26 protein-coding genes are annotated in these 25538 nt (G+C 44.7%); 10 read left to right on the top strand and 16 right to left on the bottom strand.

Annotated features, from left to right (window positions below; genetic code table 11):
* Positions 1-115: 115 nt before the first annotated feature.
* Positions 116-442 (bottom strand): HesB/IscA family protein, encoded by a 327-nt coding sequence (locus tag AAA943_RS18510; RefSeq protein ID WP_338225784.1) that lies wholly within the window; start codon positions 440-442, stop codon positions 116-118.
* Between the two features lie 88 nt (positions 443-530).
* Here AAA943_RS18510 and mce point away from each other — a divergent pair, with 88 nt between their 5' ends.
* Together mce and thiL are read left to right on the top strand one after the other, a co-directional pair.
* On the top strand, positions 531-938 hold the full coding sequence (mce, locus tag AAA943_RS18505) for a methylmalonyl-CoA epimerase (RefSeq protein ID WP_338225783.1): 408 nt from the start codon (positions 531-533) through the stop codon (positions 936-938).
* A gap of 152 nt (positions 939-1090) precedes the next feature.
* Complete coding sequence (gene thiL / locus AAA943_RS18500) at positions 1091-2119, top strand: thiamine-phosphate kinase (protein ID WP_338225782.1); 1029 nt, start codon at positions 1091-1093, stop codon at positions 2117-2119.
* Between the two features lies 1 nt (position 2120).
* Here thiL and AAA943_RS18495 read toward each other — a convergent pair whose 3' ends face one another.
* Positions 2121-3578, bottom strand: a complete 1458-nt coding sequence (locus AAA943_RS18495; RefSeq protein WP_338225781.1) for a sulfatase family protein — start codon at positions 3576-3578, stop codon at positions 2121-2123.
* 214 nt (positions 3579-3792) lie between these two features.
* Here AAA943_RS18495 and AAA943_RS18490 point away from each other — a divergent pair, with 214 nt between their 5' ends.
* A complete protein-coding gene (locus AAA943_RS18490) occupies positions 3793-4851 on the top strand; it encodes a leishmanolysin-related zinc metalloendopeptidase (RefSeq protein ID WP_338225780.1) in 1059 nt (352 codons plus the stop codon).
* 49 nt (positions 4852-4900) lie between these two features.
* Here the strand turns inward: AAA943_RS18490 and dtd are convergent, their stop codons facing one another.
* From dtd to AAA943_RS18465, 5 genes are read right to left on the bottom strand one after another with little or no spacing between them, the layout of a single operon-like run.
* A complete protein-coding gene (gene dtd, locus AAA943_RS18485) occupies positions 4901-5353 on the bottom strand; it encodes a D-aminoacyl-tRNA deacylase (RefSeq protein ID WP_338225779.1) in 453 nt (150 codons plus the stop codon).
* Positions 5350-6069, bottom strand: coding sequence for a Rossmann-fold NAD(P)-binding domain-containing protein (locus tag AAA943_RS18480; RefSeq protein WP_338225778.1), 720 nt, complete (start codon positions 6067-6069; stop codon positions 5350-5352). The genes dtd and AAA943_RS18480 overlap by 4 nt, the downstream gene beginning before the upstream one ends.
* Positions 6066-6689: a thioredoxin family protein gene (locus AAA943_RS18475; RefSeq protein WP_338225777.1), complete on the bottom strand. Its 624-nt coding sequence runs from the start codon at positions 6687-6689 to the stop codon at positions 6066-6068. Before AAA943_RS18475 ends, AAA943_RS18480 begins: the two co-directional genes overlap by 4 nt.
* A 40-nt stretch (positions 6690-6729) precedes the next feature.
* Entirely contained in the window at positions 6730-7143 is a 414-nt protein-coding gene (locus AAA943_RS18470; RefSeq protein WP_338225776.1) for a YkvA family protein, read from the bottom strand.
* A gap of 4 nt (positions 7144-7147) precedes the next feature.
* Entirely contained in the window at positions 7148-7669 is a 522-nt protein-coding gene (locus AAA943_RS18465) for a DUF7935 family protein (RefSeq protein ID WP_338225775.1), read from the bottom strand.
* Between the two features lie 114 nt (positions 7670-7783).
* Here AAA943_RS18465 and AAA943_RS18460 point away from each other — a divergent pair, with 114 nt between their 5' ends.
* Both AAA943_RS18460 and AAA943_RS18455 read left to right on the top strand, forming a co-directional pair.
* A complete protein-coding gene (locus AAA943_RS18460) occupies positions 7784-8098 on the top strand; it encodes a HesB/IscA family protein (protein ID WP_338225774.1) in 315 nt (104 codons plus the stop codon).
* Positions 8099-8136: 38 nt separating this feature from the next.
* Entirely contained in the window at positions 8137-8628 is a 492-nt protein-coding gene (locus AAA943_RS18455) for a DUF6265 family protein (RefSeq protein ID WP_338225773.1), read from the top strand.
* On the opposite strand, the gene AAA943_RS18450 is transcribed toward AAA943_RS18455, so the two are convergent.
* From AAA943_RS18450 to AAA943_RS18435, 4 genes are all read right to left on the bottom strand, one after another.
* The gene (locus AAA943_RS18450) at positions 8625-9083 is read right to left on the bottom strand and encodes a DUF4268 domain-containing protein (RefSeq protein WP_338225772.1); all 459 of its coding nucleotides are present in this window, start codon (positions 9081-9083) and stop codon (positions 8625-8627) included. The two genes, AAA943_RS18455 and AAA943_RS18450, sit on opposite strands and share 4 nt — an antisense overlap.
* A 5-nt stretch (positions 9084-9088) precedes the next feature.
* Positions 9089-9454, bottom strand: coding sequence for a dihydroneopterin aldolase (gene folB, locus AAA943_RS18445; protein ID WP_338225771.1), 366 nt, complete (start codon positions 9452-9454; stop codon positions 9089-9091).
* Complete coding sequence (locus tag AAA943_RS18440) at positions 9454-10422, bottom strand: DivIVA domain-containing protein (RefSeq protein WP_338225770.1); 969 nt, start codon at positions 10420-10422, stop codon at positions 9454-9456. The genes folB and AAA943_RS18440 overlap by 1 nt, the downstream gene beginning before the upstream one ends.
* A gap of 93 nt (positions 10423-10515) precedes the next feature.
* Complete coding sequence (locus AAA943_RS18435; protein ID WP_338225769.1) at positions 10516-11436, bottom strand: WD40 repeat domain-containing protein; 921 nt, start codon at positions 11434-11436, stop codon at positions 10516-10518.
* A gap of 36 nt (positions 11437-11472) precedes the next feature.
* Here AAA943_RS18435 and AAA943_RS18430 point away from each other — a divergent pair, with 36 nt between their 5' ends.
* Both AAA943_RS18430 and AAA943_RS18425 read left to right on the top strand, forming a co-directional pair.
* A complete protein-coding gene (locus AAA943_RS18430; protein WP_338225768.1) occupies positions 11473-12102 on the top strand; it encodes a 4'-phosphopantetheinyl transferase family protein in 630 nt (209 codons plus the stop codon).
* A 95-nt stretch (positions 12103-12197) separates the two neighbouring features.
* On the top strand, positions 12198-12773 hold the full coding sequence (locus AAA943_RS18425; protein ID WP_338225767.1) for a redoxin domain-containing protein: 576 nt from the start codon (positions 12198-12200) through the stop codon (positions 12771-12773).
* Here AAA943_RS18425 and AAA943_RS18420 read toward each other — a convergent pair.
* From AAA943_RS18420 to AAA943_RS18410, 3 genes are all read right to left on the bottom strand, one after another.
* Positions 12767-13612 (bottom strand): transglutaminase-like domain-containing protein, encoded by an 846-nt coding sequence (locus tag AAA943_RS18420; RefSeq protein ID WP_338225766.1) that lies wholly within the window; start codon positions 13610-13612, stop codon positions 12767-12769. The genes AAA943_RS18425 and AAA943_RS18420 overlap by 7 nt on opposite strands.
* 38 nt (positions 13613-13650) lie before the next feature.
* Positions 13651-15246, bottom strand: coding sequence for an acyl-CoA carboxylase subunit beta (locus tag AAA943_RS18415; RefSeq protein ID WP_420915619.1), 1596 nt, complete (start codon positions 15244-15246; stop codon positions 13651-13653).
* A gap of 153 nt (positions 15247-15399) precedes the next feature.
* Positions 15400-16200: an N-acetylmuramoyl-L-alanine amidase family protein gene (locus AAA943_RS18410; RefSeq protein ID WP_338225764.1), complete on the bottom strand. Its 801-nt coding sequence runs from the start codon at positions 16198-16200 to the stop codon at positions 15400-15402.
* A 61-nt stretch (positions 16201-16261) separates the two neighbouring features.
* Here AAA943_RS18410 and AAA943_RS18405 point away from each other — a divergent pair, with 61 nt between their 5' ends.
* Positions 16262-18994, top strand: a complete 2733-nt coding sequence (locus tag AAA943_RS18405; protein ID WP_338225810.1) for a putative LPS assembly protein LptD — start codon at positions 16262-16264, stop codon at positions 18992-18994.
* An 83-nt stretch (positions 18995-19077) separates the two neighbouring features.
* Here AAA943_RS18405 and AAA943_RS18400 read toward each other — a convergent pair whose 3' ends face one another.
* Positions 19078-20292: an arginine deiminase gene (locus AAA943_RS18400; protein ID WP_338225763.1), complete on the bottom strand. Its 1215-nt coding sequence runs from the start codon at positions 20290-20292 to the stop codon at positions 19078-19080.
* A gap of 211 nt (positions 20293-20503) precedes the next feature.
* Between AAA943_RS18400 and AAA943_RS18395 the strand changes: the two genes are divergently transcribed.
* Complete coding sequence (locus AAA943_RS18395; protein WP_338225762.1) at positions 20504-21247, top strand: DUF4197 domain-containing protein; 744 nt, start codon at positions 20504-20506, stop codon at positions 21245-21247.
* A 125-nt stretch (positions 21248-21372) separates the two neighbouring features.
* Entirely contained in the window at positions 21373-22911 is a 1539-nt protein-coding gene (locus tag AAA943_RS18390; protein ID WP_338225761.1) for a thiol-activated cytolysin family protein, read from the top strand.
* A 38-nt stretch (positions 22912-22949) separates the two neighbouring features.
* Here the strand turns inward: AAA943_RS18390 and AAA943_RS18385 are convergent, their stop codons facing one another.
* Positions 22950-25535, bottom strand: a complete 2586-nt coding sequence (locus AAA943_RS18385) for a tetratricopeptide repeat protein (protein ID WP_338225760.1) — start codon at positions 25533-25535, stop codon at positions 22950-22952.
* Positions 25536-25538 lie beyond the last annotated feature (3 nt).

Raw genomic sequence — 25538 nt, 5'->3', positions numbered from 1 at the left:
AGGTAAGTATTGAGGACAATTCGGCCTCGGTGAATTTCAATTTTTACCATGGTTAAAAAGAAAAAGGCAGCTTTTGTTTGAGCTGCCTTCACTAGAGTAAGTAAAATGACTGTAATTATACAGAAAAACTTTCCCCACATCCGCAGGTTCTGCTGGCGTTGGGATTGACAAACTGGAATCCTTTTCCATTCAGGCCGTCGGAAAATTCCAAAGTAGTCCCTGCCAAGTATAGAAGACTTTTTCGATCCACGATAATCTTTACTCCTTTGTCTTCGAAAACATGGTCTGTATCGACGATGTGTGCATCAAAACCCAAATCATACATCAATCCAGAACAGCCTCCACCTTTCACAGAAACCCGAATATTTTCATTTTCTGTTCGGCCTTCTTCTCTTTTTAATTCAAGAATTCGATCCTTTGCCTTATCTGAAACGATGATCATAGCTTTTATACTTTACCTTTGATAGTACTTTCGAACGATGGGAAAACATGCGCTTTCCCAAAAAGATTCAGTTACAAAGATACAAATTATGAACTTTCGGAAAATCGAACACATTGGAATTGCCGTGGCGGATTTGGAAAAATCCAATCAACTTTTCAAAAAACTCTTTGGTAAAGAGCATTTTAAGACGGAAATCGTCGAAGGAGAAGGCGTGGAAACCAGCTTTTTTCAGGTTGGAGAAACCAAGGTGGAATTGCTTCAGGCTACCCGTCATGACAGCCCGATAGCCAAGTATTTGGAGAAAAAGTCAGAGGGAGTTCATCACCTTGCCTTTGACGTCGAGGACATACATGCAGAAGTGGGCCGACTCAAAAGGGAAGGCTTTGAAATCCTGAATGAAACACCCAAAGAAGGCGCCGACAATAAATTAGTGGTATTTTTGCATCCGCGCAGTACCAACGGGGTGCTGGTCGAGCTGTGCCAGGAAAAGAAATAGACAGTCTTAGTTGGTAGAAACTCTGAAAGTCAGAAAGATGAATTCAGAAGTCTGAAAAGGAGGCAAAAGAGTTAGAAAAAATCTGCGAAAATCTGTGTCTTTTTCTGTGCAAATCTGCGGGAAATAAAAGGTAAAATAAATCGTAAATCCGAATGTCGAATAAGAGAACAGAAATCAGTGAATTGGGAGAATTTGGCCTGATTGACCATTTGAATACCCAAGTAAAAATCAAAAACACCTCCAGCCTCAAAGGGATAGGAGACGATGCCGCAGTGATCGACGCCGGGGATCATGTGAAGGTAGTTTCGACAGATTTATTGATAGAAGGCGTCCATTTTGATTTGGCCTATGCTCCCCTTCCTCACGTGGGTTTCAAGGCGGTAGCCGTCAATGTATCTGACATTGCAGCGATGAATGCCATTCCCAAGCAAATCACGGTAAGCATTGCGCTATCCAACCGCTTTTCGGTAGAAGCAGTAGATGCCTTGTATTCCGGGATCAATGCCGCATGCGAGCATTATGGGGTGGATTTGGTGGGCGGTGATACGACTGCTTCCCGAAGTGGCTTGGTCATTTCCGTTACTGTGATTGGCGAAGCCAAAAAGGAGGAACTCAGCTATCGTTCAGGTGCTCAAGTCAATGATATTCTTTGCGTGACGGGAGATTTGGGAGCGGCTTTAGTGGGTTTACAGATTTTAGAAAGAGAAAAACAGGTCTTCCTTTCCAATCCTGACATGAAGCCTGAATTGGAAAAATACACGATTGTGACTGGCAGACAGCTCAAGCCGGATGCCCGGATGGACATCATTCATGAGTTAAGAGATTTGGGAGTCGTTCCTACCTCTATGGTGGACATTTCGGATGGTTTGGCTTCTGAAATTTTCCACATCTGCAAAGCTTCCGGAGTGGCTGCCACTATCTATGAAGACAAGCTTCCGATTGACAAGCAGACCTTTGACACCGCAGTAGAACTCAATCTGGACCCGATCACTTGTGTTTTGAATGGTGGAGAGGACTACGAACTGCTTTTCACGATCGATCAAAAAGACTTTGCGAAGCTGGAAAAGCATCCGGATATCCACTTTATCGGCCATATCACCAAAGCTGAGGAAGGCAAATATTTAGTCACCAAAAGCGGAACAGCCGTTCAAATCAAAGCCCAAGGCTGGAAGCATTTCTGATTTAAGGTAGCCTGTTGATCTCCAAATAATTGGAGGCACGAAGGCTGTCATTTCGATCGTAGAGGTAATTCCATCGGGCCATATATTCATCGGCGGGGAGAAATTCATCTTTTCTTTCCGCCAATTTTTTTTGGAGAATTTTTTCCATCTGATGCTGAAGTTCTTGGTATTCGGGTTTCCCTGCAAGATTATTCATTTGGTAGGGATCTGTTTCATTGTCATACAAAAGCCAAGGACCCTTTAAATCTTTTGCATAGGTATATCTATCGGTTCGGATTCCTCGGTATTCTCTACCCCCATTTCCAAATCTCCACTCATGAAAGGGAACAGGAAGCATAATCAGCACAGCATCTGATGAGATTTCTTTTTCCGAAAGCAAGTCTGGTGAAAAGTCCTTTCCCTCCACAGATTCTGGAATTTTTACGCCACTCAAACCAAGAAGAGTGGGCAAAAGATCCGGAGTTCCAATTGGATTTTTGATTCTTCGGGAGCGATTTGCGAATTTTTCAGGATACCGGATAAGCATGGGGACTTTGATGGATTCATCCCAGGGTCTTTGCTTTTTTAAGACGCCTTTGGACATAAGCATATCCCCATGCTCGGAAGTGAATAAAATCAAGGTTTGATCCGAAATTCCCAAACTATCCAAAGATCGAATCAGCTTGCCAAAAGCATAGTCGATTGCTGTGGCATGAGCATAATAACCCGCCAAAACCCTTCTGGCACTATCCTGAAACTCCTCTGGCACATTAGGCCGGAGCTGGAGTTTGGAAGCATCATATAATTTCTGAAACTCCTCAGGGGCTGAAAAATAGGGGTCATGGGGAGGCCCATAGGATAGCATCAGGACAAATGGATTCTTTTTGTTTTTGGAGATAAAGCTGATCGCGCTGTCTGTCTGGGGAAATACATCATAGCCTGGCCAGGTATGTTTTTCATCTTTTTCATCAAAATAGAAGCTGTTATTATAGTTGTGGGTCACTTCCCTCACTTTCCAATAATCCCAGCCCTGTCTTCGATCGGCTGGTACGGGTTTGTCACGGCCACTAAAAGGCTCCTCTCCCCGTTGATGCCCATTTAGATGCCATTTGCCAATGTACCCAGTCTGATATCCTTCCGCTTTTAAAATCTCAGCCAAGGTCAGAGCTTCATTGGGGAGCGGTTTATCATTGTAAAAAATCCCATGGGTCAAAGGATACTGCCCGGTAAGGAAACTAGCCCGCCAAGGCGCACAAACAGGAAGTGTTGCCACAGCATTTTCGAAAATCAAGCTTTGGCTGGCAAATCGATCCAAGTTGGGAGTGATGATTTGCTTTTGCCCTTCATAGCCCATTTCCTGAGCACGCCATTGGTCAGCTAAAACGATGATTAGATTTGGAGAGTCTCTTTTTTCTGAATGAGTATAATTCGATCCTTCAATCAGAAGAAAGGTTAGGAAAAAGAAGTAGGCAAGATTCATATACTAGGATAAGATTAAAGAAATCAAAAAAAAACATATTGACCATCCTGCACTATCATTTGCCTCAAATAAGGTATAAACAACTCAATTTCCTGCATTTATTGGATTTATAATAAATAAAGGAAAAAAGATAACAATTTCTTTACTTTTTGATTTGTGATATTAATGAGTAAATTAATTCTTTAAATTTTCTGTTTAACCAAATCTTATTTGTATGCAAAAAAAATTCACTGTCCTAAATTTCAGGGACTTTTCCTGGAAGGGCCTGCTATCAGCAGGTATTGTTTTGGCGGTTTTTGCCAGTTGTACTGAAGACACAGTGGCTCCGGCTGTCATTCAGGATGTAGACCAAAAAGTGGAAAAATTAACGCTTTGGAAACCTCAATCCGGTCCTGTCAACCTCTTAGTCAAATACGACGATGACTCTGCCCCCATGGTCAATGACCGAAGAGCGACCACAGCGGGTGGACCTGACCGCGGTAGATTTAACATCACGCTGAAATTTCTCACCCCGGTAACGGAAAGGCAGTTTCAGGTATTTGATGAGGCTGCCGGAAGATGGGAAGGCATTATCATCGGAGATGTCCCTTCTATCACAGGTACCTTACCTTCAGCCTTCGAAGGATTACCACCGGTAGCCAATAATGAAACCATTGATGATATAATTATCGAAGTAGCCCTGATCCCGATTGATGGCCCTGGGGGAACGTTGGGTGCTGCAGGTCCTGTATTCGTCAGAAATGTAGACAATCTTCCTGTGACTGGAGTCATGTTTTTTGACACAGATGATTTGGCCTTCTTGGACTTATTCGACCTTTTTGAAGAAGTAATTGTCCATGAAATGGGACACGTATTGGGAATTGGTACCCTATGGAATGTCCCTGGAGCCAGAGAATTAAGAAAATTCAATCCCGAAGGATTCCCTTATTTCGATGGAAAAATGGCAAATACCTTCTGGAATTCAGAAGGAGGTTTGAATTTCTTACCTATCGAAGATGAATTTGGGCCAGGGACACAACTTAGCCATTGGGACGAAGAAATCCTGGGCAATGAATTGATGACCGGGTTTCTAAATCTTGGTCCCAATCCGCTAAGCCGCATTACCGCAGGATCTGTAAGGGACTTAGGCTATACCAGTGCCAGCAGAGGCGAACGCTACGACTTGCCTAGAGGAACGCCTGGAATCACCGCCAGAACATCTGGAGAAGGAATCAATATCGCAGAGGGAGAAATTCTCCTCGCTCCAATTGGTGTGGTTTCCAACGAGCAATAATTAAACAAAATTTCATTAATCAGTCCCAAATGCAAGTTTGGGACTTTTTTTATACCCTGTTTTTTGTGTCAATCACAAGGGTCACCGGGCCATCATTAATCAGGCTGACTTTCATATCGGCGCCGAATTCCCCCGTACTGATTTTTCTTCCGAGACCGGTTTCGAGAGCCCCAATCATCTTTTCATACATTGGAATTGCAAAATCAGGCTTGGCCGCTTTAATATAAGAAGGTCGGTTTCCCTTTTTGGTACTCGCATGAAGGGTAAACTGGGAGATCAGCAAAACCTCACCATTTACGTCCAAAAGGCTTCTGTTCATCACTTCATTTTCATCCGGGAAGATGCGGAGGTTGACGATTTTTTTGGATAGCCAATCGATATCCTCTTGGGTATCGGCCTCCTCTATTCCCAAAAGCACCATCATTCCCCAGCCGATTTGTGCCTTGATTTTACCATCGATTTTTACCGAGGACTCACTTACACGTTGGATGACTGTAATCATTGGCTTAGGTCTTGCATTTGGCCAGAAGTAACGACTTCTACAGACTTTGAGGAAGGTGACAGGGCAGTTGATACCATGGCCTTGGCTACCTGATAATCGTAAATCGGACGGATGTTTTTGGCTAATTTCAACCAAACCAAGGGCTTCATCAAAATGGAAGCAAGCTGCTCCCCCAATCGAAACTCTGATCGATTGCCAAGCAGAAGAGACGGCCTAAACAGGCCTAAATAAGAAAATTGAAAGGTTTTCAAATCTTCTTCCGTCTCCCCTTTGACTTTATTGTAGAAAATCGAAGAAGTAGCATCAGCACCCATTGCAGAGACATAGAGAAAGGAGGAGGCACCCAGCTTCTTGGCCCAAGCAGCAAATCCAATGACCAAGTCATGGTCGATGGCATAAAACCTTTCTTTTGAACCGGCCACTTTGATCGTTGTGCCCAAGCTGGAAAAAGCGTGGATCTCAGCAGTTTTTGAACTTATGGCATCAATAAATTCATTGTAATGTCCTCCCAAAGACTCAGCACGAACCTTTGCCTCCCAATCCCAAGAGGAAAGCGAAAAAAGATCGCCTTCTATCTGAATGAGTTTATCGTGTTTCAACGCGAGTTTTCTACGACCTACGCTAAGAATAAAGTCATATTGACTGCTTTTCATCAGCTGATGAAGGAGCTGCATTCCGACCAGTCCGGAGGTGCCTGAAATTAGAGCAATTTTCATGAAACCAAAGTATTTGTGATCAAAGGTAGAAGCTCAGCTTCCAGCTCCTGATTTTTATTTCTTGCATACCAAAGATGCAAAGTTTCCGAAAACTCCTTGTAGCTCATCCCTTTGGAATCTCGCTTATACTCCAAGACCAATTCATGAGCACTTGCCGGCCTTGGCCCCCAGGTAAACAGCTCACAACTCAAGTCTGCAGTCATTCCGACCACTTTGGGAATAGATCGTGTACCATTGGTCAGGTATTCATCCATTACCTCGGGATGCTCATCTCTGAGAATAAATTTGATCTGAACCTTGGGATTAAATTCAGCCAATTTGACTAGGTAAGGAATATTTTGGGCAGCATCTCCACACCAGGCTTCGGTAATGACTAGCCAGATTTGATTTTCCTGAATAGCCTCGACGGTTTCTTTGAGTAAGGGGGAGACCTTAGCAGTTTTGTCCCAGCGATTCATTCGCTGCACATTCATCCGGGTGTAGTCCAGGTAGGCTTCAGAATGATTGTGCCCTGTGGTTTTATTTTCTGCCAAAAGTTGGTCAATAAGAAATCGGTATTCCTGATAGCTCATCGCGTGATGAATCAGGTCTCGAGTGATCGATCCCAAATGCTGCTCCATAAATCTGTGTTGGTTTATTTCCTTAGCCAAACAGGGAAAATTAAACTTGGGTTCTCTCCCAGTCCAAAAAACTGTCTACTTCATCCTTTATTTTGGCAAACACGGCCATCACTACCGATAAATCATCTGCATAACCAAAAAATCCCAAGAAGTCGGGAATAAGGTCAATAGGAGATAGAAAATAGACCAAGGCGAGAATGATCAGGAAAAGAGTAGAATAGGCTATCCGATGCTGTCCCTTGAAATGAGCCTTGATCATTCGGATGAAAACAGAAAGGGGCTCAATCAGTTTCTTGACTTTGGGATTGTTCCCCAGTTTGGACAGCTTTTCTTTCACATTCCTGAGAAGCTCGACCACTTTCTGTTCCTGCCGGACAATGGCATCCACTTGCTTACCAAAAAGATTCTTGGCACGGTCTAGAATGGACAGAGACTGATCAGAAAATTTTTCCATCGGACTAGAAATATAACTGAATTTCTGATTTTACCTGCTTCAGGGCAAAACTCACAGCATCATTTTTCTTCTCTAAAGAATGGGTAAAAATCGCTTTGGCCAGTTCCATTCCCGAAGCTTCCGGTCCCAACTCCTGCCGACTCATGTTCAACAAAGTGAGTACTTCCTCCACCGCTCTTCTTACCGCTTCCCAGGTCTCCTCACTGAAATATACCTGCTGACTCAGATTGTGATTGAATTCCTCCCTCACTTCGGAGAGCAGCATAGGGTGAAGTTCTGCAGCTGTAAACTGAGAAGGATTGGATCTTCTCACCAGATTGTTGGGCGAAATCCGCTCCAAAAGCAAACATAGCCGCTCTGCCGCCTGAAGTCGAATAGGCAAAACCACTTGTGTATTTTGGGTTTTGAGGTCCACCAGCATTTTTTCTCTTTCTTTTGAAAGAAAAGACATCACCACCAAATACATTCCGTAGAGGACGGCTCCTGCCGGAAGAATTATTTTCAACAAGTCTAAAAGAAAATCCATGGGTTCATTTTTGAAGGTCGAATATGCGCATTTCTGATTGCTCAAAAAACCGGCCCAAAGGGTATTTTTGCTAAAATTTCTGAACCAAAACCCCAAAAAACAGATTTCCCAAGCATGCTTATCCCTATTCAGATCACTTCCAAAGCAGAAGCCGAAATCAAGCACATCATGCTGCACAAAAACATTCCTGCAGAATATTTCCTCCGTGTGGGGGTCAAGGGCGGTGGCTGCGGGGGAATGTCCTATGCCTTGGGATTTGACAAACCCAAGCCTGAGGATCAGCAGTTTGACATCAACGGGATTCCCGTCCTGATAGAGAAAAAACACTACATGTTTTTGATGGGAATGCAGATCGATTTCTTTGAAGGTGAGGAAGCCAGGGGGTTTACTTTTGTCAATCCGGACATCCCCAAGCGTCACGATCAATGATTTTTTGTACCTTTTTGTTCAAAACCATTCTCTTGAACATGAAGGCATTATCGCTCCTCCTTTTTGTGACTTTCAGTCTAATTGCAAATGCTCAGGTAAAAACTCTCGAACCCAACCAAAGTCCTGGCAGAGGAACGGTGGAGGACTTCAGCTGGATGGTGGGCTATTGGAGCGGTCCCGGGCTGGGTGGGGATTGCGAGGAGGTCTGGATGCCGGCAGTAGACGGGCACATGATCGGTACATTTCGGTTTTGGGAAAATGGAAAGTTGATTTTTTCGGAGTTTATGAACCTTATCCAAGAGGGGGAAAGCGTAAGCATGAAGCTCAAACATTTTGGTGCTGACCTTACAGGTTGGGAGGAAAAAGAGGAGTGGACGACTTTTGAACTGATCGAGCTGGGTAATCAGAAAGCTTGGCTCAATGGCATGACCATAGAAAGAAAAGGAGATCAGCTGATTTTCCAAGTTAATATTTCAGACGAGGGAGCACCTCAAATTGAAACTTTTACTTATTCCAAAAAAGCACTTTAAAAATCCTCAAATCCCGGTTTTACATTGTCCCAAAACTCATCCAATGCGATGATTCTGGGCTTCAAAAAAGAAATGATCTTTGGCCAATCTTCCCGATTGGTCACCTGAACTCCGGCCAGGACTTTTTCGATTTTGGAAACGGGCTGTCCATATTCGTTGAGGTCATGGAGCTTCCAATCCCATTCCTCACCAAGACTTCCTTTGAAGAGATTTTTCAATTCTTTGAACTGATCAAAAAACAACTCCTGCAGTTCAGGATCCGAATGACCTAATTCAATCCCGATCGAGGCAAATCCACGCTCTGCACGCATTCGAAAATAGACATCCTTGATCCCTGTTTTATAGTTCGGCCAGTTGATTTTCCTGCCCTGGGCATTGGGAACGGGCTTCATGTACTGCCCAAATGCAATCCAGAACTCAGTCCGGATTTTGGATAGTTCGGCACGAGAAAACATGGAGTTCAGGAAAAATCTTCTGGATAGCAAACCGTCACTGCTGAATATTGAACTATTCCGCCCAGAGCGGGATGGTGCTTTTTCAACGTAAGTTTTACGCTTATTACTTTGGGATAGGCCTGCAAAATATCCGATACAATCCGATGGCCCAAATGCTCGAGTAGTTTGACTTTCACGTCCATTCTGGCTTTGATCAGCTGATAGAGCTTGGCGTAATCCACGGTATCTTTCAGGCTATCGTGAAGCATAGCCTCTTTGAAATCAGTCTCCAACTCCAAATCCAGAGTAAATCGGTTACCCAGAATAGACTCTTCCGGATAAGCGCCATGATAGGCATGAAATTCAATCCCTTCCAGTGCTACTTTCCCCATCAGTCAAACTGGTCAAAAAAGGATCCTGAAGATTTCTTAGGCTCTTCTTTTGGCGCTTTGGGCTCTTTTTCTTCCTGATCGGGGAGGTCGGCTTGAGATTCCTCTTGAGCTCGGACAGCTTCTGCCTGGGGAGTAGGTTCTATTTCTACTTCCTCCCTTATTTCCACTTCCACCGACTCTTCTTCAGCGGGGAGTTCGCCTTGCTTTTCCAGATCGTGTTGGAGTGCCTCTACGGACATTTGGGTCTCTTCATCCGGATGGGCATCTGACATATCCTCCTCAAATTGATCCTCGGGTTCATCCTGACTATGAGGCGCACCTGCAGCAGGGGCAAGATTGGCGAGGTTGGCCATAGTAAAATGACTGGATCTGCTGAGTTCATCCACTGCCCTCTGATAGGCTTTGGCATCAATGCGGAAAAAGTGTGCATCAGAAAGCTCGATCTGATTGAGGGCATCCTGAGAGAGTCTTTTTAGGCTTTTCACCAAAGCCTCCCGCTGCTCCAGCAACCCATCATAGCTTCTGACCAGACTCTGCATGCTTTCCCGAATTTCTTTGATCGTCTCCTTGGCCTTTACTTCTGCGGCGGTGGTGATGACCCGGGCATGTTCATTCGCCTGAGCTTGTAAGTTTTGAGCATACTGTTGCGCCTCCCGGGTGGTCTGTTCGGCAATCTGATTGGCTTCCCCAATAATCTGATCGGCTGCCTCGGATGCCTCCGTGATTATGCTCGCTCCGGTATCTTCGGCAGTCTTGAGCGTGCGGAAGAGAGAATCCTCCACGTCTTTCAGCCTTTTGGCTTCCGCTTCCACTTGTTGCAATTTGCTTCTCAATTCCAGATTTTCTTGATTGATCTGCTCCATGGCTACACTCATTTCCTCCAGGAAATCAGTCACTTGCTTTTTCTCAAAACCTCTAAAAGCAGTTTCAAAAGCTTTTTGACGGATGGCAGTTGGGGATATTTTCATAGGCTTTTATTTATTTTCGGTATGGCAAAAAGGAAAGATTACATTGCATAGATCAGGGGTTACCCTGTTTTGCTTCGTCTCATTCTTAGGTATTTATAGGAGGTCTTCCTCAATCTGCCAGATGGATATAGTCCGATCATCGGAAACCGACACGACCTGATTATTGTAAGTATTCCAAAGAATCTTATTGATAGAGGTACCATGACCAGCATTTCTGGCTTTATCGATTACTTTCAGGAGTTTGTAATTTTCAGGATCCCAGACTTTGATGGATTTGTCCATGGAGCAGGTGACCAGCCACTTTCCGTCTTCTCTGAAAGATAGAAAATTAATGGCAAAAAGGTGAGCCACGACATTTTCTTCAAGCCGGTAGTCCTCGGCATTCCAGAATTTCAAATGCGCATCCCGGGCCCCGCTGACCAAGATGCTTTCATCCGGAGAATAGCCCAAGGCAAAAACGGAATTGGTATGTCCGACAAGATTAGCGATGGGCTCAAAGGAAGCATTCAAATCCAAAATTTTTATGGTGTGATCGCTGAGCCCCAAGGCCAAATGCTTTTTTACGGGAGCAATAGACATCACCCGGATACTCTTGGAGCTAAGCTTAATGTGCTGCTTCACGGCCCGATTTTCCAAATCAAGGATAATCAGCACCCCATCTCCGGTAGCAACCAAAACCAGATGTCCATACACTTTGATATCAAAGATGGCTTGGTCAGTGAGCTTCAAACTCCACAACTCCTTGTTTTCATTCAGATCAATGACGTGGATACCTTCGAAGTTGTGACCGATAAACAAAAGGTTCCGCTCGCGATCCACCTCCAGGGCATATACAGAATTGGGAAGCTTGGCAATCAGCTTTCCGTCTTTTGGCCGATCCATATCCCATTCCACGACCATTCCATCTCCTGCTCCGGTATAAAAAAATCGGGGATCGCTCCCCTCGGTCAGGGCATAAATGCAGTCATTGTGCCCGGTAAGCGTATGTAATTTATTTACTTGGATTTTTGCCATATATTGAACGGAATCACCGTGGAGCCCTGCCGGCGTATGCAAACAAAAATAGAAAAAATTGATTCTTACTCAGCTTTAGCCCTAAAGAATATCGACTTCAATGAACCTCAGTCTTTAGAGTTTCTTAGTTTCCGTGAAAAACTTTCCTTGGCCAATATCTCCCATCCGGCCAAAAAACGGGAATGGACAACAGCAAGATTGGCTATTTATGAAGCTCTGCAGGCCTTGGGGGAGCCCTATCCAGGCTTTTTCAAAGATGAGCACGGCAAATCCCAATCGATGTCAGGACACGGGTATGTTTCACTCAGTCATACCCCTGGGCTTGCTGGAGCTATTTTCCATAAAACCCAGTCTGTGGGAATCGATATGGATTTGATCCGGGAGAAAATCCTGAAAATCGGATTCCGGTTTTTGGACTCCTCCGAATTGGATTTTCTGGAAAAAGACCCTGTGCATTACACCATGGCTTGGTCAGCTAAAGAGTCCATCTTCAAATGCCAAGGAAAAAGAGGCGTATCCTTCAGAGAAAATATCCTTCTAGCCCCATTTTCTCTGGAGGACTCCGTAATCAAGGGGCGAATTAGGGGAACGGAGTTTGCAGACAGTCATTACACGGTAGAAGTAAGGAAACTTGAAAATGTGATCCTCACCTATACGATTTGGTAACATGAGCAGTAAAAAAAATCTCTGAGCAGGGTTTGGCACATGGGGCTGTCCAATTACAATCAGAAAAGAAAAATGCATCAAAACCACTTTGAACTATGAAAAAGCTAATCCCACTTCTTTTCTTTCTCTCAGTTTCTTTTGGAGTAAAATCCCAATCCTACACTCAGCTTACTGCCACAGATGCAGTGACAGGGAAAACCATGGAACTGAGCTCAATGGTTAAGGGCAAAGGCTTAGTCTTGATCTTTCATACCATGGAATGTCCCTTTGCAAAAATGTATGAAGCCCGGATCAAAGCCCTCAGAGCAAATTTTCAGAATCAAGGGTTTACTTTTGCATTGGTCAATCCGGAAGCAGGAAATACCGAATCCGATTTCCTCCCTCTCAGAAATCACATCAATCAAAGTGGATTAAATATGTCCTACCTAGCCGATTCAGCTAAGGAATGGGCTAAAGCTTTCGGGATTACCAAAATCCCGGAAGTGGTTGTATTGATCCCCAACACAGCAGGTCCAAAGATTGCCTACCGAGGAGCCCTAGACAACAATCCCCAAGCTGAATCTGCAGTCTCAGAAAGGCATTTGGAACGAGCAATGAATCAAATTGCAAAAGGAGAATCCCCCGCTGCCAGCCAAGTGAGACCTGTGGGGTGTAACTTAAGAACTTATTGATCGCTGAGTATAGCGATCAACTCCTTGATCTCAGCCACTTTGCTTGCCTCTCCCAACTTTTCGAATGAATGGGCTAGGTTTCTCAGCGAGCGAAGGATGATCTCCAAATAAGAACAAGGCTCGAAGAACTCCTCCCTGGGCTCAATTTTCAAATGCTCCAGGTAATTGTAAATGTCCTGACGGCTGAAAATCAAGCCTTTGTTAAAGGCATTGATATAGAAGGTAATGTCCGAGGATTTGTAGGTAAGGACAAAGAGATTGGGCAAATTGACTCCATAAACCGGTAAACCTAATTTTTTAGCTACCAGAAGGTAAATCGCACAGAGACTGATCGGATTCCCTTTTTTTGTATCCAAAACGGTGGACAACATGCTGTTGCCTGGAGAATGGAAGTTCTTCGTATTGGCCGAAAACCTCAGTGTATTGAACAACACATTGTTGATAATCCGAATCTGATCGTAAGGTTGCAAGTCATTTTTGAAAGAAGTCCAGACTTCGAAGTAAATCTGATGCATCTCAGCATTGAGCTTTTCAAACTCCAAATCAGGGTATTGGTACGTGTTGATAATCCAAAGACCGGTAAGCAAATCTCTGTCCTCCGAATCTTTCCAATCCTGCAAACGGTCTTTGAGCAAGGAAAATTGCAAATCATGCACCAACTCCTCTATTTCCTTCTGAAGCTCAGGGTTGAAACTGGATTCCCAACGCTGTTCCAAAAACGGGATAATCCCATACCCAAGGGAAACGATCTTGTCTTTGACGTGATTTTTCACCTCTAAATCGGGATCATCGAGAAGGGAAACCAAAGCGATTAGCTCGGCAGGAGTCAGCTCATCCATAGGCATCAAAATTCTTTGTCGTAGAAGATAAGAAAAGATCAGGTTTGAATTACGCCTACGTTGAATCTTTCTGTAATCGGTGCATGATTCGCAGCCTCTATTCCCAGACTGATCGTCTTTCGGGTTTCCCGGGGATCGATTACCCCATCCACCCAGAGTCTTGCAGCGGCATAGTACGGACTCAATTCTTCGTTGTATTTATTGGTAATTTCTTCCAACAATTGGCTTTCCTCCTCTTCAGTGATGGTTTTTCCAGCTTTTTTCAAAGAAGATACTTTGATTTGCAGCAAAGTTTTGGCCGCAGAGGCTCCCGACATCACGGCCATTTGGGCGGTAGGCCAGGAGACAATCAGTCGGGGATCATAAGCTTTCCCACACATGGCATAATTGCCTGCTCCATAGGAATTCCCAATCACTAAGGTAAACTTCGGCACCACCGAATTGGCCATGGCATTAACCATTTTAGCTCCATCTTTGATGATTCCCCCATGCTCTGCTTTGGACCCCACCATAAATCCGCTGACATCCTGAATAAAAACCAAAGGGATTTTTCTTTGGTTGCAGTTCATGATAAAGCGAGCGGCTTTGTCTGCCGAATCGGAGTAAATCACCCCTCCCATCTGCATTTCACCTTTGGCTGTTTTCACAATTTTCCGCTGATTGGCGATGATTCCTACCGACCACCCGTCAATTCGTGCATTGGCACAAATCAGCGTCTTGCCATAGTCCTTTTTGTATTCCTGGAATTCTCCTCCATCGACCAGCCCAGCCAGGATTTCCAGCATATCGTAGGGTTTTACCCGATCCTGAGGAAAAATCTCCAATAATTGCTCAGGAGAGATTGCCGGTTCTTTGGCCTCCACTCGATCAAACCCAGCTTTTGGATGATCGCCCAGCGTAGAAAAAATCTGCTTGATGGCATTCAAGCATTCCTGATCATTGGCGTATTTATTATCCGTAACCCCGGAAATTTCGCAATGAGTCGTAGCCCCTCCAAGCGTTTCATTGTCAACATTTTCGCCGATTGCAGCCTTCACCAGATAGGAGCCTGCCAAGAAAATAGACCCGGTTTTGTCCACAATCAACGCTTCATCAGACATGATGGGCAAGTAGGCCCCACCTGCCACGCAGCTGCCCATGATGGCGGCTACCTGCACGATACCCATGGACGACATCTTGGCATTGTTGCGAAACTGTCGCCCAAAGTGTTCCTTGTCCGGGAAAATCTCATTTTGCATGGGAAGGAATACTCCGGCACTATCCACAAGGTAAATGATCGGGAGCCTGTTTTCCATGGCGATTTCCTGTGCTCTAAGGTTCTTTTTGGCAGTCATGGGAAACCAGGCCCCTGCCTTGACGGTGGCATCGTTGGCTACGATCATGCACATTCTGCCACTTACAAATCCCAGTCCGGTGACCACTCCGGCGGAGGGACATCCGCCTTCCTCTTCATACATACCGTAAGCTGCAAAAGCGCCTATTTCAAGGAAATCTGACTGATCATCAATTAGGTAATCGATTCTTTCTCTTGCAGTGAGCTTTCCTTTGGCATGTTCAGATTGGATTCTCTTGGCACCACCTCCCAGCTTGACCTCATTCATTTTGGCCTGAAGCTGCTCGAGGAGTTCCTGCATAGTCGGCTTTTTTTCCGTTTGGGATTGCATGATATATTTGGGTTTATCTAGAGTGCAAACTCCACAAAAATGAAGAAGTTTACGAGCGAAAGTATTAAAAAAGCCCTTTTCTGATGGAGAAAAGGGTAATTTTCTTTTTATACTGATTGAAAATCAGTTAGCCTCAATTGAATTTTTATAATCCCGAATAGCCCGAAAAATTGCCGAAGCCATGTATTCCTGACCTTGCTTTGACATCAAAAATTGCTCCTCGGAAGAATTGGAAAGGAAACCCAACTCGATTAGTACGCTCGGCATAGAGGGGGTCCAAAGCACATAAAATGGTCCTTGCTTCACTCCCCGGCTTTTTCTCCCAACCCGGTCTCTAAACTGGGTCTCCACCTGCTCGGCAAGACTAAGGCTGTTTCCAATAAATCCCTTTTGGGTAAGGTTAAAGAGCATGTATGATTCAGGAGAGGTCGGGTCAAAGCCCTCGTACTCTTCCTTGTAATTTTCCTCCAGGAGGATTACCGAGTTTTCTCTTTTTACGATGTCAAAATTAGCCTCAAAGTGCTTGGTACCCATGACAAAGGTCTCAGTACCAAAGGCGGATCTGTTAGGAGCAGAATTGGAGTGAATGGATACAAAAAGATCCGCCTTGTTGGTATTGGCTATTTCAGGCCGTTTTTTCAAAGTCGGGAAGCTATCATCTTTTCTTGTGTAGATCACCTCCACATCAGGCATATTTTCATTGATGTATTTGCCCACGAGAAGGGTCACTGCCAGATTGATGTCCTTTTCACGGGCTTTAGAACCGATATTCCCAGGGTCACTTCCGCCGTGGCCGGCATCCAACACGATTTTTTTCATCCGGAATGCCGGCATCATCGTTTCATTGGGAATAAATCCACCAAATAAAAAGGGAATAGTTATAAGAAAACTTAAGAGAATTTTTTTGTTATTAAACCGTTCCATGAGGGCAATCGAATTAACTTTACGCGAAATTTCAACCAAATTAAACAAAGAGCAAGCCACAGTGTCGGATTTGAGAATCCTTTTTTTGAGCCTTTTCCTCTTTTGGATTTCCACTTTTTCGGCGGAAGCACAACGGCCTACCACTCCTCGGAGGGAAAAGACTCTGTTTTTGCCGGACACTCTGACTCCTCCCGCAAGCAATCCTATCATTCCGGATTCTATGCTCATTCAGGCGGATACCTTGACACGGTTGGATTCGGCAAAAATTATGCCCAGGAGCGATATACAGACCGATATTCTTTATTTCGCTGAGGACAGCATCATCACGGATTTCCGGAGAAACAGAATCTACCTGTACAAAAATGCCTGGTTTGAGTATGGGGAAATGCGACTTGATGCCGATCAGATTGTCATCGACTGGGAAACGTCCGAAATCTATGCCACCGGGGTCACCGACAGTTTGGGCAATGTGACCGGCAATCCCTTTTTCAAGGATAAAGGGACAGTCTACGAGATCCGAAAGGAAATGCGGTACAACTTCAAGACTCAAAAAGCCATCATCAAGGATGTAGTGACCGAGCAGCAGGATGGGATTCTTCGAGGGGAAACGATCAAAAAAACCCAAGACGGCAGTATTTACCTAGACCATGGGTACTACACGACCTGTAAGCTTACCGAGCCCCATTGGCACATTTCCTCTTCCAAAATCAAGTCTATTTCCGGCAAACAGGTGGTCTCCGGTCCATTCAACCTGTATTTTAATGGGATTCCTACTCCTCTGGGCTTACCATTTGGAATCATTCCTGATACACCCGAGGAAAAAGCCTCTGGCGTGATCTTCCCAAGCTATGGAAAAGAGCAGGTAAGAGGCCTTTTTCTCAGGGATTTTGGCTACTACTTTGCCTTCAATGACTACATCCATGCCCAAATCACCGGAGACATCTATTCCAAAGGAGGTTGGGGAGTGAAATCTCAAGCTAACTATACCAAGCGATACAGATTTTCTGGAGGGTTCAATGTGGATTTTCAAAAATTCGTCAGCCCCGAGACCGAATTGAATCCGGTGGACTACAATACCTTCCGAATCCAATGGAGTCACTCTCCTGTTTCAAGAGGTACGGGTAGATTTTCTGCTTCTGTCAATGCCGGTTCGACCAGTTATTTCAACAACATCGTCAGTCAAAACAACTTCAACAATAACATTACGGCTGACCTGAATTCCAATATTTCCTATTCCAAGCAGTTTGTCGGAACCCCATTTTCCATGTCTGCCAATTTCAGACACTCCCAAAGTGTGCAGACTGGAGAGGTTCGGCTAGACCTGCCGACCATCTCCATGAACATGAATCGGCAAAGTCCTTTCAAGAACATCAAATTTGAACCACTGAAGACACTTAACGTGGCTTGGAATTTCAACCTACAAAATACAGTCACTAACCGAATCCAGCAGCAGTTTGGGGTGAACAACCCGATCATTGGGGATGGTCCCCAGACCATTCCGTTTACAGTTGATAACTTGGGTCTGCTCTTGCAAAATGCCAATAATGGAGCCAGAAACACGCTCCCCGTCAGCTCTAACTTCACTTTGTTTAACTATTTTACTGGGACTGCATCGTTCAACTATACCGAACTCTGGTACCTCCAGCGACTCAACTTCTACTACAATCCCACCACGCAGCGGGTAGATCAAATCACTCAGGATGGATTTAATCGGGTTGGCTTTTTCAACAGCTCATTCTCAATGAACACCAACTTCTACGGGTTTTATAATTTCCGGGGAAAAGGGAAGCTTCAGACTATCCGTCACCATATGGCCCCCACCATTTCCTTCAATTACACCCCGGATTTTTCAGACCCTTCTTTTGGGTATTATCAAAGAGTCCAAGCCGATGCCAGCGGAAGAACACAACTTTTTTCCAGACATCAAGGATTCATCTTCGGCGGAGCTCCACGCGGAGAATCCAGAGCAATGAGTTTTTCAGTGCGAAATGTATTTGAAGGGAAAATTAAAACCGAAACAGACAGCACGGAGGCCACAACCAAAAAAATCCCTTTTCTGGAGTCTCTTATTTTTAATACCGCCTACAATTTCGCAGCGGATTCCTTTCAATTGGCCCCTTTTCAGCTTTCGGCAAGAACAAGCCTTTTCGAAAGAAAATTATCCGTCAATGTCAGCACCACCATTGACCCCTATGCCGTGGGAGAATTTCCAGATGCAAATCAGGAAACCACCTCCTTCAGAAGGATCAATCAATACGCTTGGAAAAATGGCCAGGGAATCGGCACCATACGAAATGCCTCACTTAACCTAAACGCCTCCCTCAACCCCAGAGGCGGTCCTGATCCGGGGCAGGTCAGGGATGAAATTACCCAAGACTTCCTCCAGCGAGGAGGGGTGATGGATGAGTTTGCACAAATGGAGATCAATCGGATCGTAGCAGATCCCAGCCAATACATTGACTGGAATATTCCTTGGAATCTAACCTTGGGCTACAATCTGGCCTACTCCAAACAGGTGGATAATCGAACCAATATCACCCAAGGGGTCAATGTAAGTGGGGACTTATCCATCAGCGAAAAGTGGAAAATCAACTTTAATACCAGCTACGACATTCAGACGAGTGAATTCCGTCAAACCATGATTGGTATTGCACGGGACTTGCACTGCTGGCAGATGGATGTCAACTGGATTCCATTTGGAAGATTTACCTCTTACAATATCAACATTCGGGTCAAATCCAGCCTCCTTCAAGATCTAAAGGTCTCCAGGAGAAGATCCTTCCTAGACCGATAGAGAAGGCGGGATTTTTTCGGGTTTAAGGGTTTGAATCAGCTTATCAAACCAATCCCTTATCCTCAATCTGACATCCGAAATCCTTAAACTCTCGCTCGACTAATCGGCATAGTCATGCACCTCGGTCCGCCGAGCCCACGAGACAACTCCGAACTAGGAATTTCCAAGACCTCCACTCCCATATTTCTGAGGGCTCGATTGGTGTGGATATTCCGATTGTAGCTGATCACTCTTCTTGGGCCGATGGCAAATACATTGGCTCCATCAAACCACTGCTCCCGCATGGAATAATCCGGATTGCCATCTGCCGTAGCCAAGATTTCCAGGTGGGGAATTTCCCGCTCCAAAACTGTCAATAAAGACTCTTTCAAAATCTCCCTACGAATATTGACCCGATCCCCCTGCAAATCCTTAAGGGTGTACAAGGAAGTTTGAAGCACCGAGTTCATCGCATCGGGATAAGTCAGGACCAAGTTTTCATCGAGCACAGTAAAGACCGTGTCCAAATGCATGAAATTCCTCTTTTTGGGTAAGTGAACTTCATAGACCCGTTTTACTGACCCTTCTGCCAAAAGTGCTTTGGCCGCATGGTAAATGGCTTTTTCGTCAGTCCGCTCCGAATTCCCTATAGCCACCGCCTCATGCGAAAGAATAATCACATCTCCCCCCTCTATGCTGGGCGGATTATCATGCCCATTGATCGGATAGAGACAATTGACATGCTCTTTGAAATCGGGATGATTTTCAAAAATGGTGCGAAGCAAATCCGCTTCCCGCTGTCTTCCCTCCATTTTCATCGAAGAGAAAATAATCCCTCCGGGAGTCAAAGCCATTGGATCCCGCTGAAAATACAGGTTGGGGCAGGGCGGAATTGCGAAAGCATAATCCATCAGTTCACCGGGGTTGAGATTGGGAATTTTCTTTTTCAGTTCATGGATTTTCAATCCTGCTGTCAAAATCCCAGCACATTCGGCCGTACTGTACCGCTCCAGAATATCCTCAGCCAGGTGGGCCAAGCCGGATCTTTTCAAAGATTCTCTCATGAGTTTGAGCAAAATCTCCCGATCGTACAAAACACGAATCAGCAATTCCCTCAATTGATAAACCTGAGCTCCGGTAGATTCCTTGATCAGATTGGAAAATACATCGTGCTCATGTTGCAAGGCTTCCAGATAAGGAACATCCTCAAAAAGTAAGAACTCCTTGTTGTATGGAGTAAGGCGGTCTATTTCCTTTCCGGGCCGGTGCATCAATACGGCTCTCAGCGTTCCATACTCTGAGTTGATTCTAAGATTCATATTTCGGTTTTTTCAAAAATTAGCTTGATATTTTTTCAAAATAAAAATTAAATGAAAATATTTTTAATTTATATTCAAAAACACCCCATTATTCTTTCCAAGAATCGTGAATATCTAAACCACCTGTCAACCCAGCTATCCGGATTTGTAAAAAACAGCAACTTAGGCTTCCTTTATTCGGTTTAAAAGGAGACACTGAATAAAATCACCCATGGATTTATTGAAACCCAACCCCTTCTTGGTTACCCTTGCTTTTGTTGTCTTTTTCCTCACTTCCTGTTCCTCCAGTGCACAGATAGGAAAGCTGTTGGACAAAGCCGAACAACTGGCCGGAAATCCATCCACTTCTGAGATCAGTTCTGGTCTGAAAGAAGCCCTGGAAAAAGGGACAGGCATAAGCGTGGATCGCCTATCGCTGGAAAATGGCTATTTGGGCAATTTGGACGTGAAAATCCTATTTCCAGAGGAAGCCAGAAACGTGGAAAACACACTCAGGTCAGTAGGTTTGGGCTCACTTTGTGATCAGGTAATTACCAGTCTCAACCGGGCAGCAGAGGATGCTGCTCAGGAAGCCAAGCCTATTTTTACTGCCGCCATCAAACAGATGAGCTTTCAGGATGTTCAGAAAATCCTTTTAGGAAATAATGACGCAGCCACCACTTATTTCAAGGAGAGCACTACAGTCTCACTTTCTGAGAAGTTTTCTCCAATCATTGATACCAGTCTGAAGAAGGTTGATGCGACCAAATACTGGTCAGACGTGATGAATCAGTACAACAAAATTCCTCTAGTCAAAAGAGTGGATACGGATCTTACAGCCTTTGTCACCAGAAAAGCCATTGATGGACTTTTTTTGGAAATCGCAAAGGAAGAGTTAAAAATCCGGCAAAATGTGGGTGCCAGAACAAGTCCCTTGCTGCAAAAGGTGTTTGGGTATGCCGATCGACAGAAATAAAATAATTGCTTTAGGCCACCCAAAGGCCGTTTTTTAATAAAAATTCATTTTTTTTTCGAGACTTCATTACCACTTTCCAGAGCATTTGTCGCCTATAGAGTCACAACCAAAAAACTCTATTTGCCATGAATGCTATTTTCAAAAATCAGCGAAAAGTACTTTTTACCTTTTTGCTTACTTCAGCTCTAGTGGGCTGTGACACGCTTGGAGGAGGGGATGATCCGATATTTACCTCTCCTGATGCAGAAAGCATCACAGACTATCTCAGAGGGTTGAACTCAGACCCAAATTCACTCCTGAATGTACAAAGTATCCCCGGAGGCTCTCAGCGCACAGAAATCAGCAACCGGGTAAATTCCTCCCCTATTCCGGGCGGAAATCTGGAATGCAGAACAATCAAATATGACCTCAAAAACAACTTTGAAGATATCGCCATCCTCAGACCTACGAATGGGATTATCTATCCGGGAGCCTTGGTGATTGCAGATAAGGCTACTTTGGGAGGCCTTCCTACTCCAGCAGGAGTGGATCGGGCACCGATGACGCTGAGGATAGATCTACCCGGAATGGGACAAAACGGAAGTCTAAAAGTAGACAAGCCCTCCAATTCCAATGTGCAAACCAAAATCGATGAGGCCTTGGAGTGGTGGAATGCCAATGCCTATCAGGAAGGCTATGTCAATGCTGCCAATTCAAGCTACATTGCCCGTACTTCCTACAGCAGCCGACAAGTAAGTATGGACATCGGCTTAAATGTGGAATGGGCCCGGGGAGATGTGGAAACCCAGTTCAACTTTCAGTCCTCCAACACCGAAAGGGTGGCTATGATGTCCTTCAAGCAGGTCTTTTATTCGGTGACCATGGATCCTCCGACCAGTCCGGGACAAGTATTTGGTCCGGATGCCAGTATCACCGAGATTGAGCAAAAGTTCGGACCGGATACTCCACCAGCTTATGTGCAAGCAGTCAATTACGGCCGCATCATCATGTTTCGGATGATCACTACCACCAGTGCTACCTCCGCAGAATTGGAAGGAGCTTTGAATTATGCCACAGGATTGACCCAAGTCTCAGGAACCCTAGAGGCAAAGTATAAGGCCATCCTAAACACCTCCAACATCACCGTAGTCACGATCGGAGGCAATGCTTCAGTGGCATCAGAGGCAGTCAGCGCCAAAAACTTTGCAGACCTGGAGTACATCATCAAAGGAGAAAATGCTGTCTATTCGAGAAACAATCCGGGTGTACCTATCTCCTATAAGCTCCATTATCTAAAAGACAATACCACTGCCAAACTAGGTTACACCACGGAATATGACGTCCAAACCTGCGAGGAAAAGAAACATCCAGCCAGAGAAATCTCCCTGAATAATCGAAGCGGGATTTGCGGAATAGATGTCCGATTTACAATTACCTATAAAGTCATGGTAAATGGAGTTCCCTCCAATAAGGCTATCAGTAGTGGAGAAATTGTACAAAACAGAAAAGTGGTGAAAGAGGTACCTGCAGGTGCATATGATATCCGATTGACGGTTGAAGTTCAGGATGGTTTCGCCTGGAAATTCCTTGCAGACCGGATTTACAACAAACCGACTCAAGTATGTTTGGAGACTACTGCCAGAAACCTTTGCACCCAAATCGTATTGAATCAGGTTAATTGCTAGCTCATTGGCCGGGAATTGGACCGCCTAATTCCCGGCTGCTACAAGAGAGGAATAGAAGGAAGCTTTCTCCTGATTTCCTGAATTCCAAAAGCATCAGCCAAAGATGCGTTCAGCTGATTGATCAACTTTTGATTTTCTTCAGGATTTTGACTGGCAGTTTCCAAAGCTTTTTCAAGATATTCTATGGCGGTAGAAAAATCTCCCATCGCTAGCAGGCTTTCTCCGAGAGCTTGTTGGCTTTGGGCGATTTGAATATTACCCTTAGGAAGCAAGTTTTGTCTGATTTCCAAACTTTCTTCAAAGAACAATCGAGCTTCATTAAAACGTCCCTCATCCATAGCAATTTTCCCCAGATTTTGCCTCGGGCTGGCCTTTCGGGGGTCTTTTACAGAAAGCAATTCATCAAAAATTTTGAGATTTATTTCATAAACCTCCCGTGCATTTTTCAAATCTCCCGCCGAGTAATAGGCATTTCCCAAGCTTCCGTTTAGCGCTCCGTAGTAGTAATGGGATTTTCCAAAAATTGAATCAATCACCGCAATGGCTGATTGGTACAATGGAACTGCTTCTTCGGGTTTCCCAAGACCAATATAAGTCCGTCCCAAATTCCCCATACTGGCCACTGTTTCGACATGAAATTTCCCTAGAATAGCTTCCCGCTGTTCCAAAGACTTTTTCACATAGCCCAAAGCCTGCTCGTAATCATTCATGTCCTGATAAAAGCTGCCGAAATAGTTGTAGGCATAGGCTATTTCCAGATGTGGCTCATCAAAAAGCTTCCTTTTCATCTCCAATGATTCGGTCAGATACAATTTTGCGGAATCCATTCGGTCCAACTTTCGGGCTGTAGCTCCTTTCATATGAAGAAGGGTGGCCAATTCCACATTAGGATTAGGGTCAGCCAATTTAGAAAGGCGTAACCCTACCGTCAGAGCTGAATCCGCTCTCGAATAGCTAGCCATTTCGTAATAAGCGGTCCCGAGTTCCAATGAAGCACTTGCCAATAACTCACCCTCATTAATCCCAGCATCTCTGAGTCGATTGATTGCTTTTTCTGAATAAAAAACTGAAGAGTCCGGTTCTCCATACATAAAATGAGAACTTGACATCAATAACTCATTCCTAGCCAAAGTCTCTTCGGATACATCACCCAAACTGAGATTGATTCCATAAGCTTCCTCAATAGTCTTTTTTGCTTTTTCGTATTGCCCAAGACTTAAATATGCAGGACCCAAGCGGAGAAGCATATCCGCATAAAGGGAAGGATCGTCCCCCAGGTTTTTTTCAAGATTTTTCAAACCCTCATCCAATAGCTGAACAGCTGTAATGGTATCCGCGCCCCCAATATTCGGGTCTGCCGCCGAAAAAACGTCAGTGATGAGATTAGTAATCTGATTGGCTCGCTTAGCCTCTGCTATTGCAATATTCCGCTGCTCTCTCAGCTGAATTGTGTAGAATAAGCCCATGGAAAGGAGCAGAATTGCGGCGGAACAGGCCACAGCAAGAACTGTCCTGTTTCTCCGAATATATTTCTTGGCTCGGTAAGTCCATGGATTAGGATGGGCTGCTACAGGGTAGTATTGGTCGAAATCATCCAAATCCCGAACCAGCTCATCCACCGAGGCATACCGGTCATCCGGATACTTCTCCATGGCTTTACCGCAGATCAGCCTCAATTCATCCCCAAAAGGGACTCTGCCAAAATCCGCTGAAAAGACAAAAGACTGATGTTCACTGGTCAAAACTTTGTTTTTCAGTTGATCTGGCTCCTTGAAATAAGGCTGAAAGGGGTGGTGCTCCGTCAGTAATTCAAACAATACCACTCCCAAGGAATAGATATCCGAAACGGTATTGGGATGATTTCTCTCGATTTGCTCTGGAGAAGCATAGGCTAAGGTAAAACTTCCCTCCTGCTCCTGACTTTCATCCAGCATTTGGGAGACTCCAAAATCCAAAAGCTTGACTTGCCCCTCTTCATTGACAATGATATTCTGCGGCTTGAGGTCCAAATGAGCGATCAGCGATTGATGGGCGTAGCGAACAGCCTGACAGACCTGCCCAAATAGCCTGAGCCGCTCCTTCAATCCCAAGCTATGCAATTTGCAATACTCCAAAAAATTGAGACCCGAGACCCATTCCATGGTAAAGAAGGGCCTTTCATCCGTGGTGAAACCTCCGTCATACAGCCGGGCTATATTCGGGTGATTTAGCTTCGCAAGGATTTGGCGCTCACGTTCAAAAAAACTTCGATAAGCGGGATTGATCAGCAAAGGTTTCATCAGCTTGATAGCCACTACCTGATCAAATTGGCCATCTGCCCTGATTCCTTTGAAAACAGTGCCCATCGCACCCTGCCCAACTACCTCTTGCAACTGAAAAGCGCCGATTCTATCGCCTAAAAGTTCATGGTCGTTTTCCAAAATGGAAAAAACACTTTTTGGATCCGCCTGAAACAGGGGATGCGATTCCATATCCGCCTGAAGTAGGGAGGTCAATTGATCAAAAAGTTCAAGATCTATTTCAGCAACCGCTTTGAGTCGGATTGTACGCTCCTCGGGCGAAAGGACAGTCAATTCATGAAAAAGTACTTCGACCTGATCCCACTTTCCATCTCCTCTTTTCATCCC

The organism is Algoriphagus confluentis, from assembly GCF_036245625.1.
In the GTDB taxonomy this organism is placed as follows: Bacteria; Bacteroidota; Bacteroidia; order Cytophagales; family Cyclobacteriaceae; genus Algoriphagus; species Algoriphagus confluentis.
This window is presented reverse-complemented; position numbering and strand designations above follow the sequence as displayed.

Bases quoted from the DNA above. Each gene is read 5' to 3' on its own strand.
- AAA943_RS18420 (WP_338225766.1), bottom strand. From the start codon at position 13,612: ATGGATGAGCTGACTCCTGCCGAGCTAATCGCTTTGGTTTCCCTTCTC.
- thiL (WP_338225782.1), top strand. From the start codon at position 1,091: ATGTCGAATAAGAGAACAGAAATCAGTGAATTGGGAGAATTTGGCCTG.
- AAA943_RS18475 (WP_338225777.1), bottom strand. From the start codon at position 6,689: ATGGAGCAGCATTTGGGATCGATCACTCGAGACCTGATTCATCACGCG.
- AAA943_RS18440 (WP_338225770.1), bottom strand. From the start codon at position 10,422: ATGAAAATATCCCCAACTGCCATCCGTCAAAAAGCTTTTGAAACTGCT.
- AAA943_RS18470 (WP_338225776.1), bottom strand. From the start codon at position 7,143: ATGGAAAAATTTTCTGATCAGTCTCTGTCCATTCTAGACCGTGCCAAG.
- AAA943_RS18390 (WP_338225761.1), top strand. From the start codon at position 21,373: ATGAATGCTATTTTCAAAAATCAGCGAAAAGTACTTTTTACCTTTTTG.
- mce (WP_338225783.1), top strand. From the start codon at position 531: ATGAACTTTCGGAAAATCGAACACATTGGAATTGCCGTGGCGGATTTG.
- AAA943_RS18490 (WP_338225780.1), top strand. From the start codon at position 3,793: ATGCAAAAAAAATTCACTGTCCTAAATTTCAGGGACTTTTCCTGGAAG.
- AAA943_RS18410 (WP_338225764.1), bottom strand. From the start codon at position 16,200: ATGGAACGGTTTAATAACAAAAAAATTCTCTTAAGTTTTCTTATAACT.
- AAA943_RS18385 (WP_338225760.1), bottom strand. From the start codon at position 25,535: ATGAAAAGAGGAGATGGAAAGTGGGATCAGGTCGAAGTACTTTTTCAT.
- AAA943_RS18430 (WP_338225768.1), top strand. From the start codon at position 11,473: ATGCAAACAAAAATAGAAAAAATTGATTCTTACTCAGCTTTAGCCCTA.
- dtd (WP_338225779.1), bottom strand. From the start codon at position 5,353: ATGATTACAGTCATCCAACGTGTAAGTGAGTCCTCGGTAAAAATCGAT.
- AAA943_RS18425 (WP_338225767.1), top strand. From the start codon at position 12,198: ATGAAAAAGCTAATCCCACTTCTTTTCTTTCTCTCAGTTTCTTTTGGA.
- AAA943_RS18415 (WP_420915619.1), bottom strand. From the start codon at position 15,246: ATGCAGGAACTCCTCGAGCAGCTTCAGGCCAAAATGAATGAGGTCAAG.
- AAA943_RS18395 (WP_338225762.1), top strand. From the start codon at position 20,504: ATGGATTTATTGAAACCCAACCCCTTCTTGGTTACCCTTGCTTTTGTT.
- folB (WP_338225771.1), bottom strand. From the start codon at position 9,454: ATGGGGAAAGTAGCACTGGAAGGGATTGAATTTCATGCCTATCATGGC.
- AAA943_RS18495 (WP_338225781.1), bottom strand. From the start codon at position 3,578: ATGAATCTTGCCTACTTCTTTTTCCTAACCTTTCTTCTGATTGAAGGA.
- AAA943_RS18510 (WP_338225784.1), bottom strand. From the start codon at position 442: ATGATCATCGTTTCAGATAAGGCAAAGGATCGAATTCTTGAATTAAAA.
- AAA943_RS18465 (WP_338225775.1), bottom strand. From the start codon at position 7,669: ATGGATTTTCTTTTAGACTTGTTGAAAATAATTCTTCCGGCAGGAGCC.
- AAA943_RS18460 (WP_338225774.1), top strand. From the start codon at position 7,784: ATGCTTATCCCTATTCAGATCACTTCCAAAGCAGAAGCCGAAATCAAG.
- AAA943_RS18480 (WP_338225778.1), bottom strand. From the start codon at position 6,069: ATGAAAATTGCTCTAATTTCAGGCACCTCCGGACTGGTCGGAATGCAG.
- AAA943_RS18435 (WP_338225769.1), bottom strand. From the start codon at position 11,436: ATGGCAAAAATCCAAGTAAATAAATTACATACGCTTACCGGGCACAAT.
- AAA943_RS18455 (WP_338225773.1), top strand. From the start codon at position 8,137: ATGAAGGCATTATCGCTCCTCCTTTTTGTGACTTTCAGTCTAATTGCA.
- AAA943_RS18450 (WP_338225772.1), bottom strand. From the start codon at position 9,083: ATGTTTTCTCGTGCCGAACTATCCAAAATCCGGACTGAGTTCTGGATT.
- AAA943_RS18400 (WP_338225763.1), bottom strand. From the start codon at position 20,292: ATGAATCTTAGAATCAACTCAGAGTATGGAACGCTGAGAGCCGTATTG.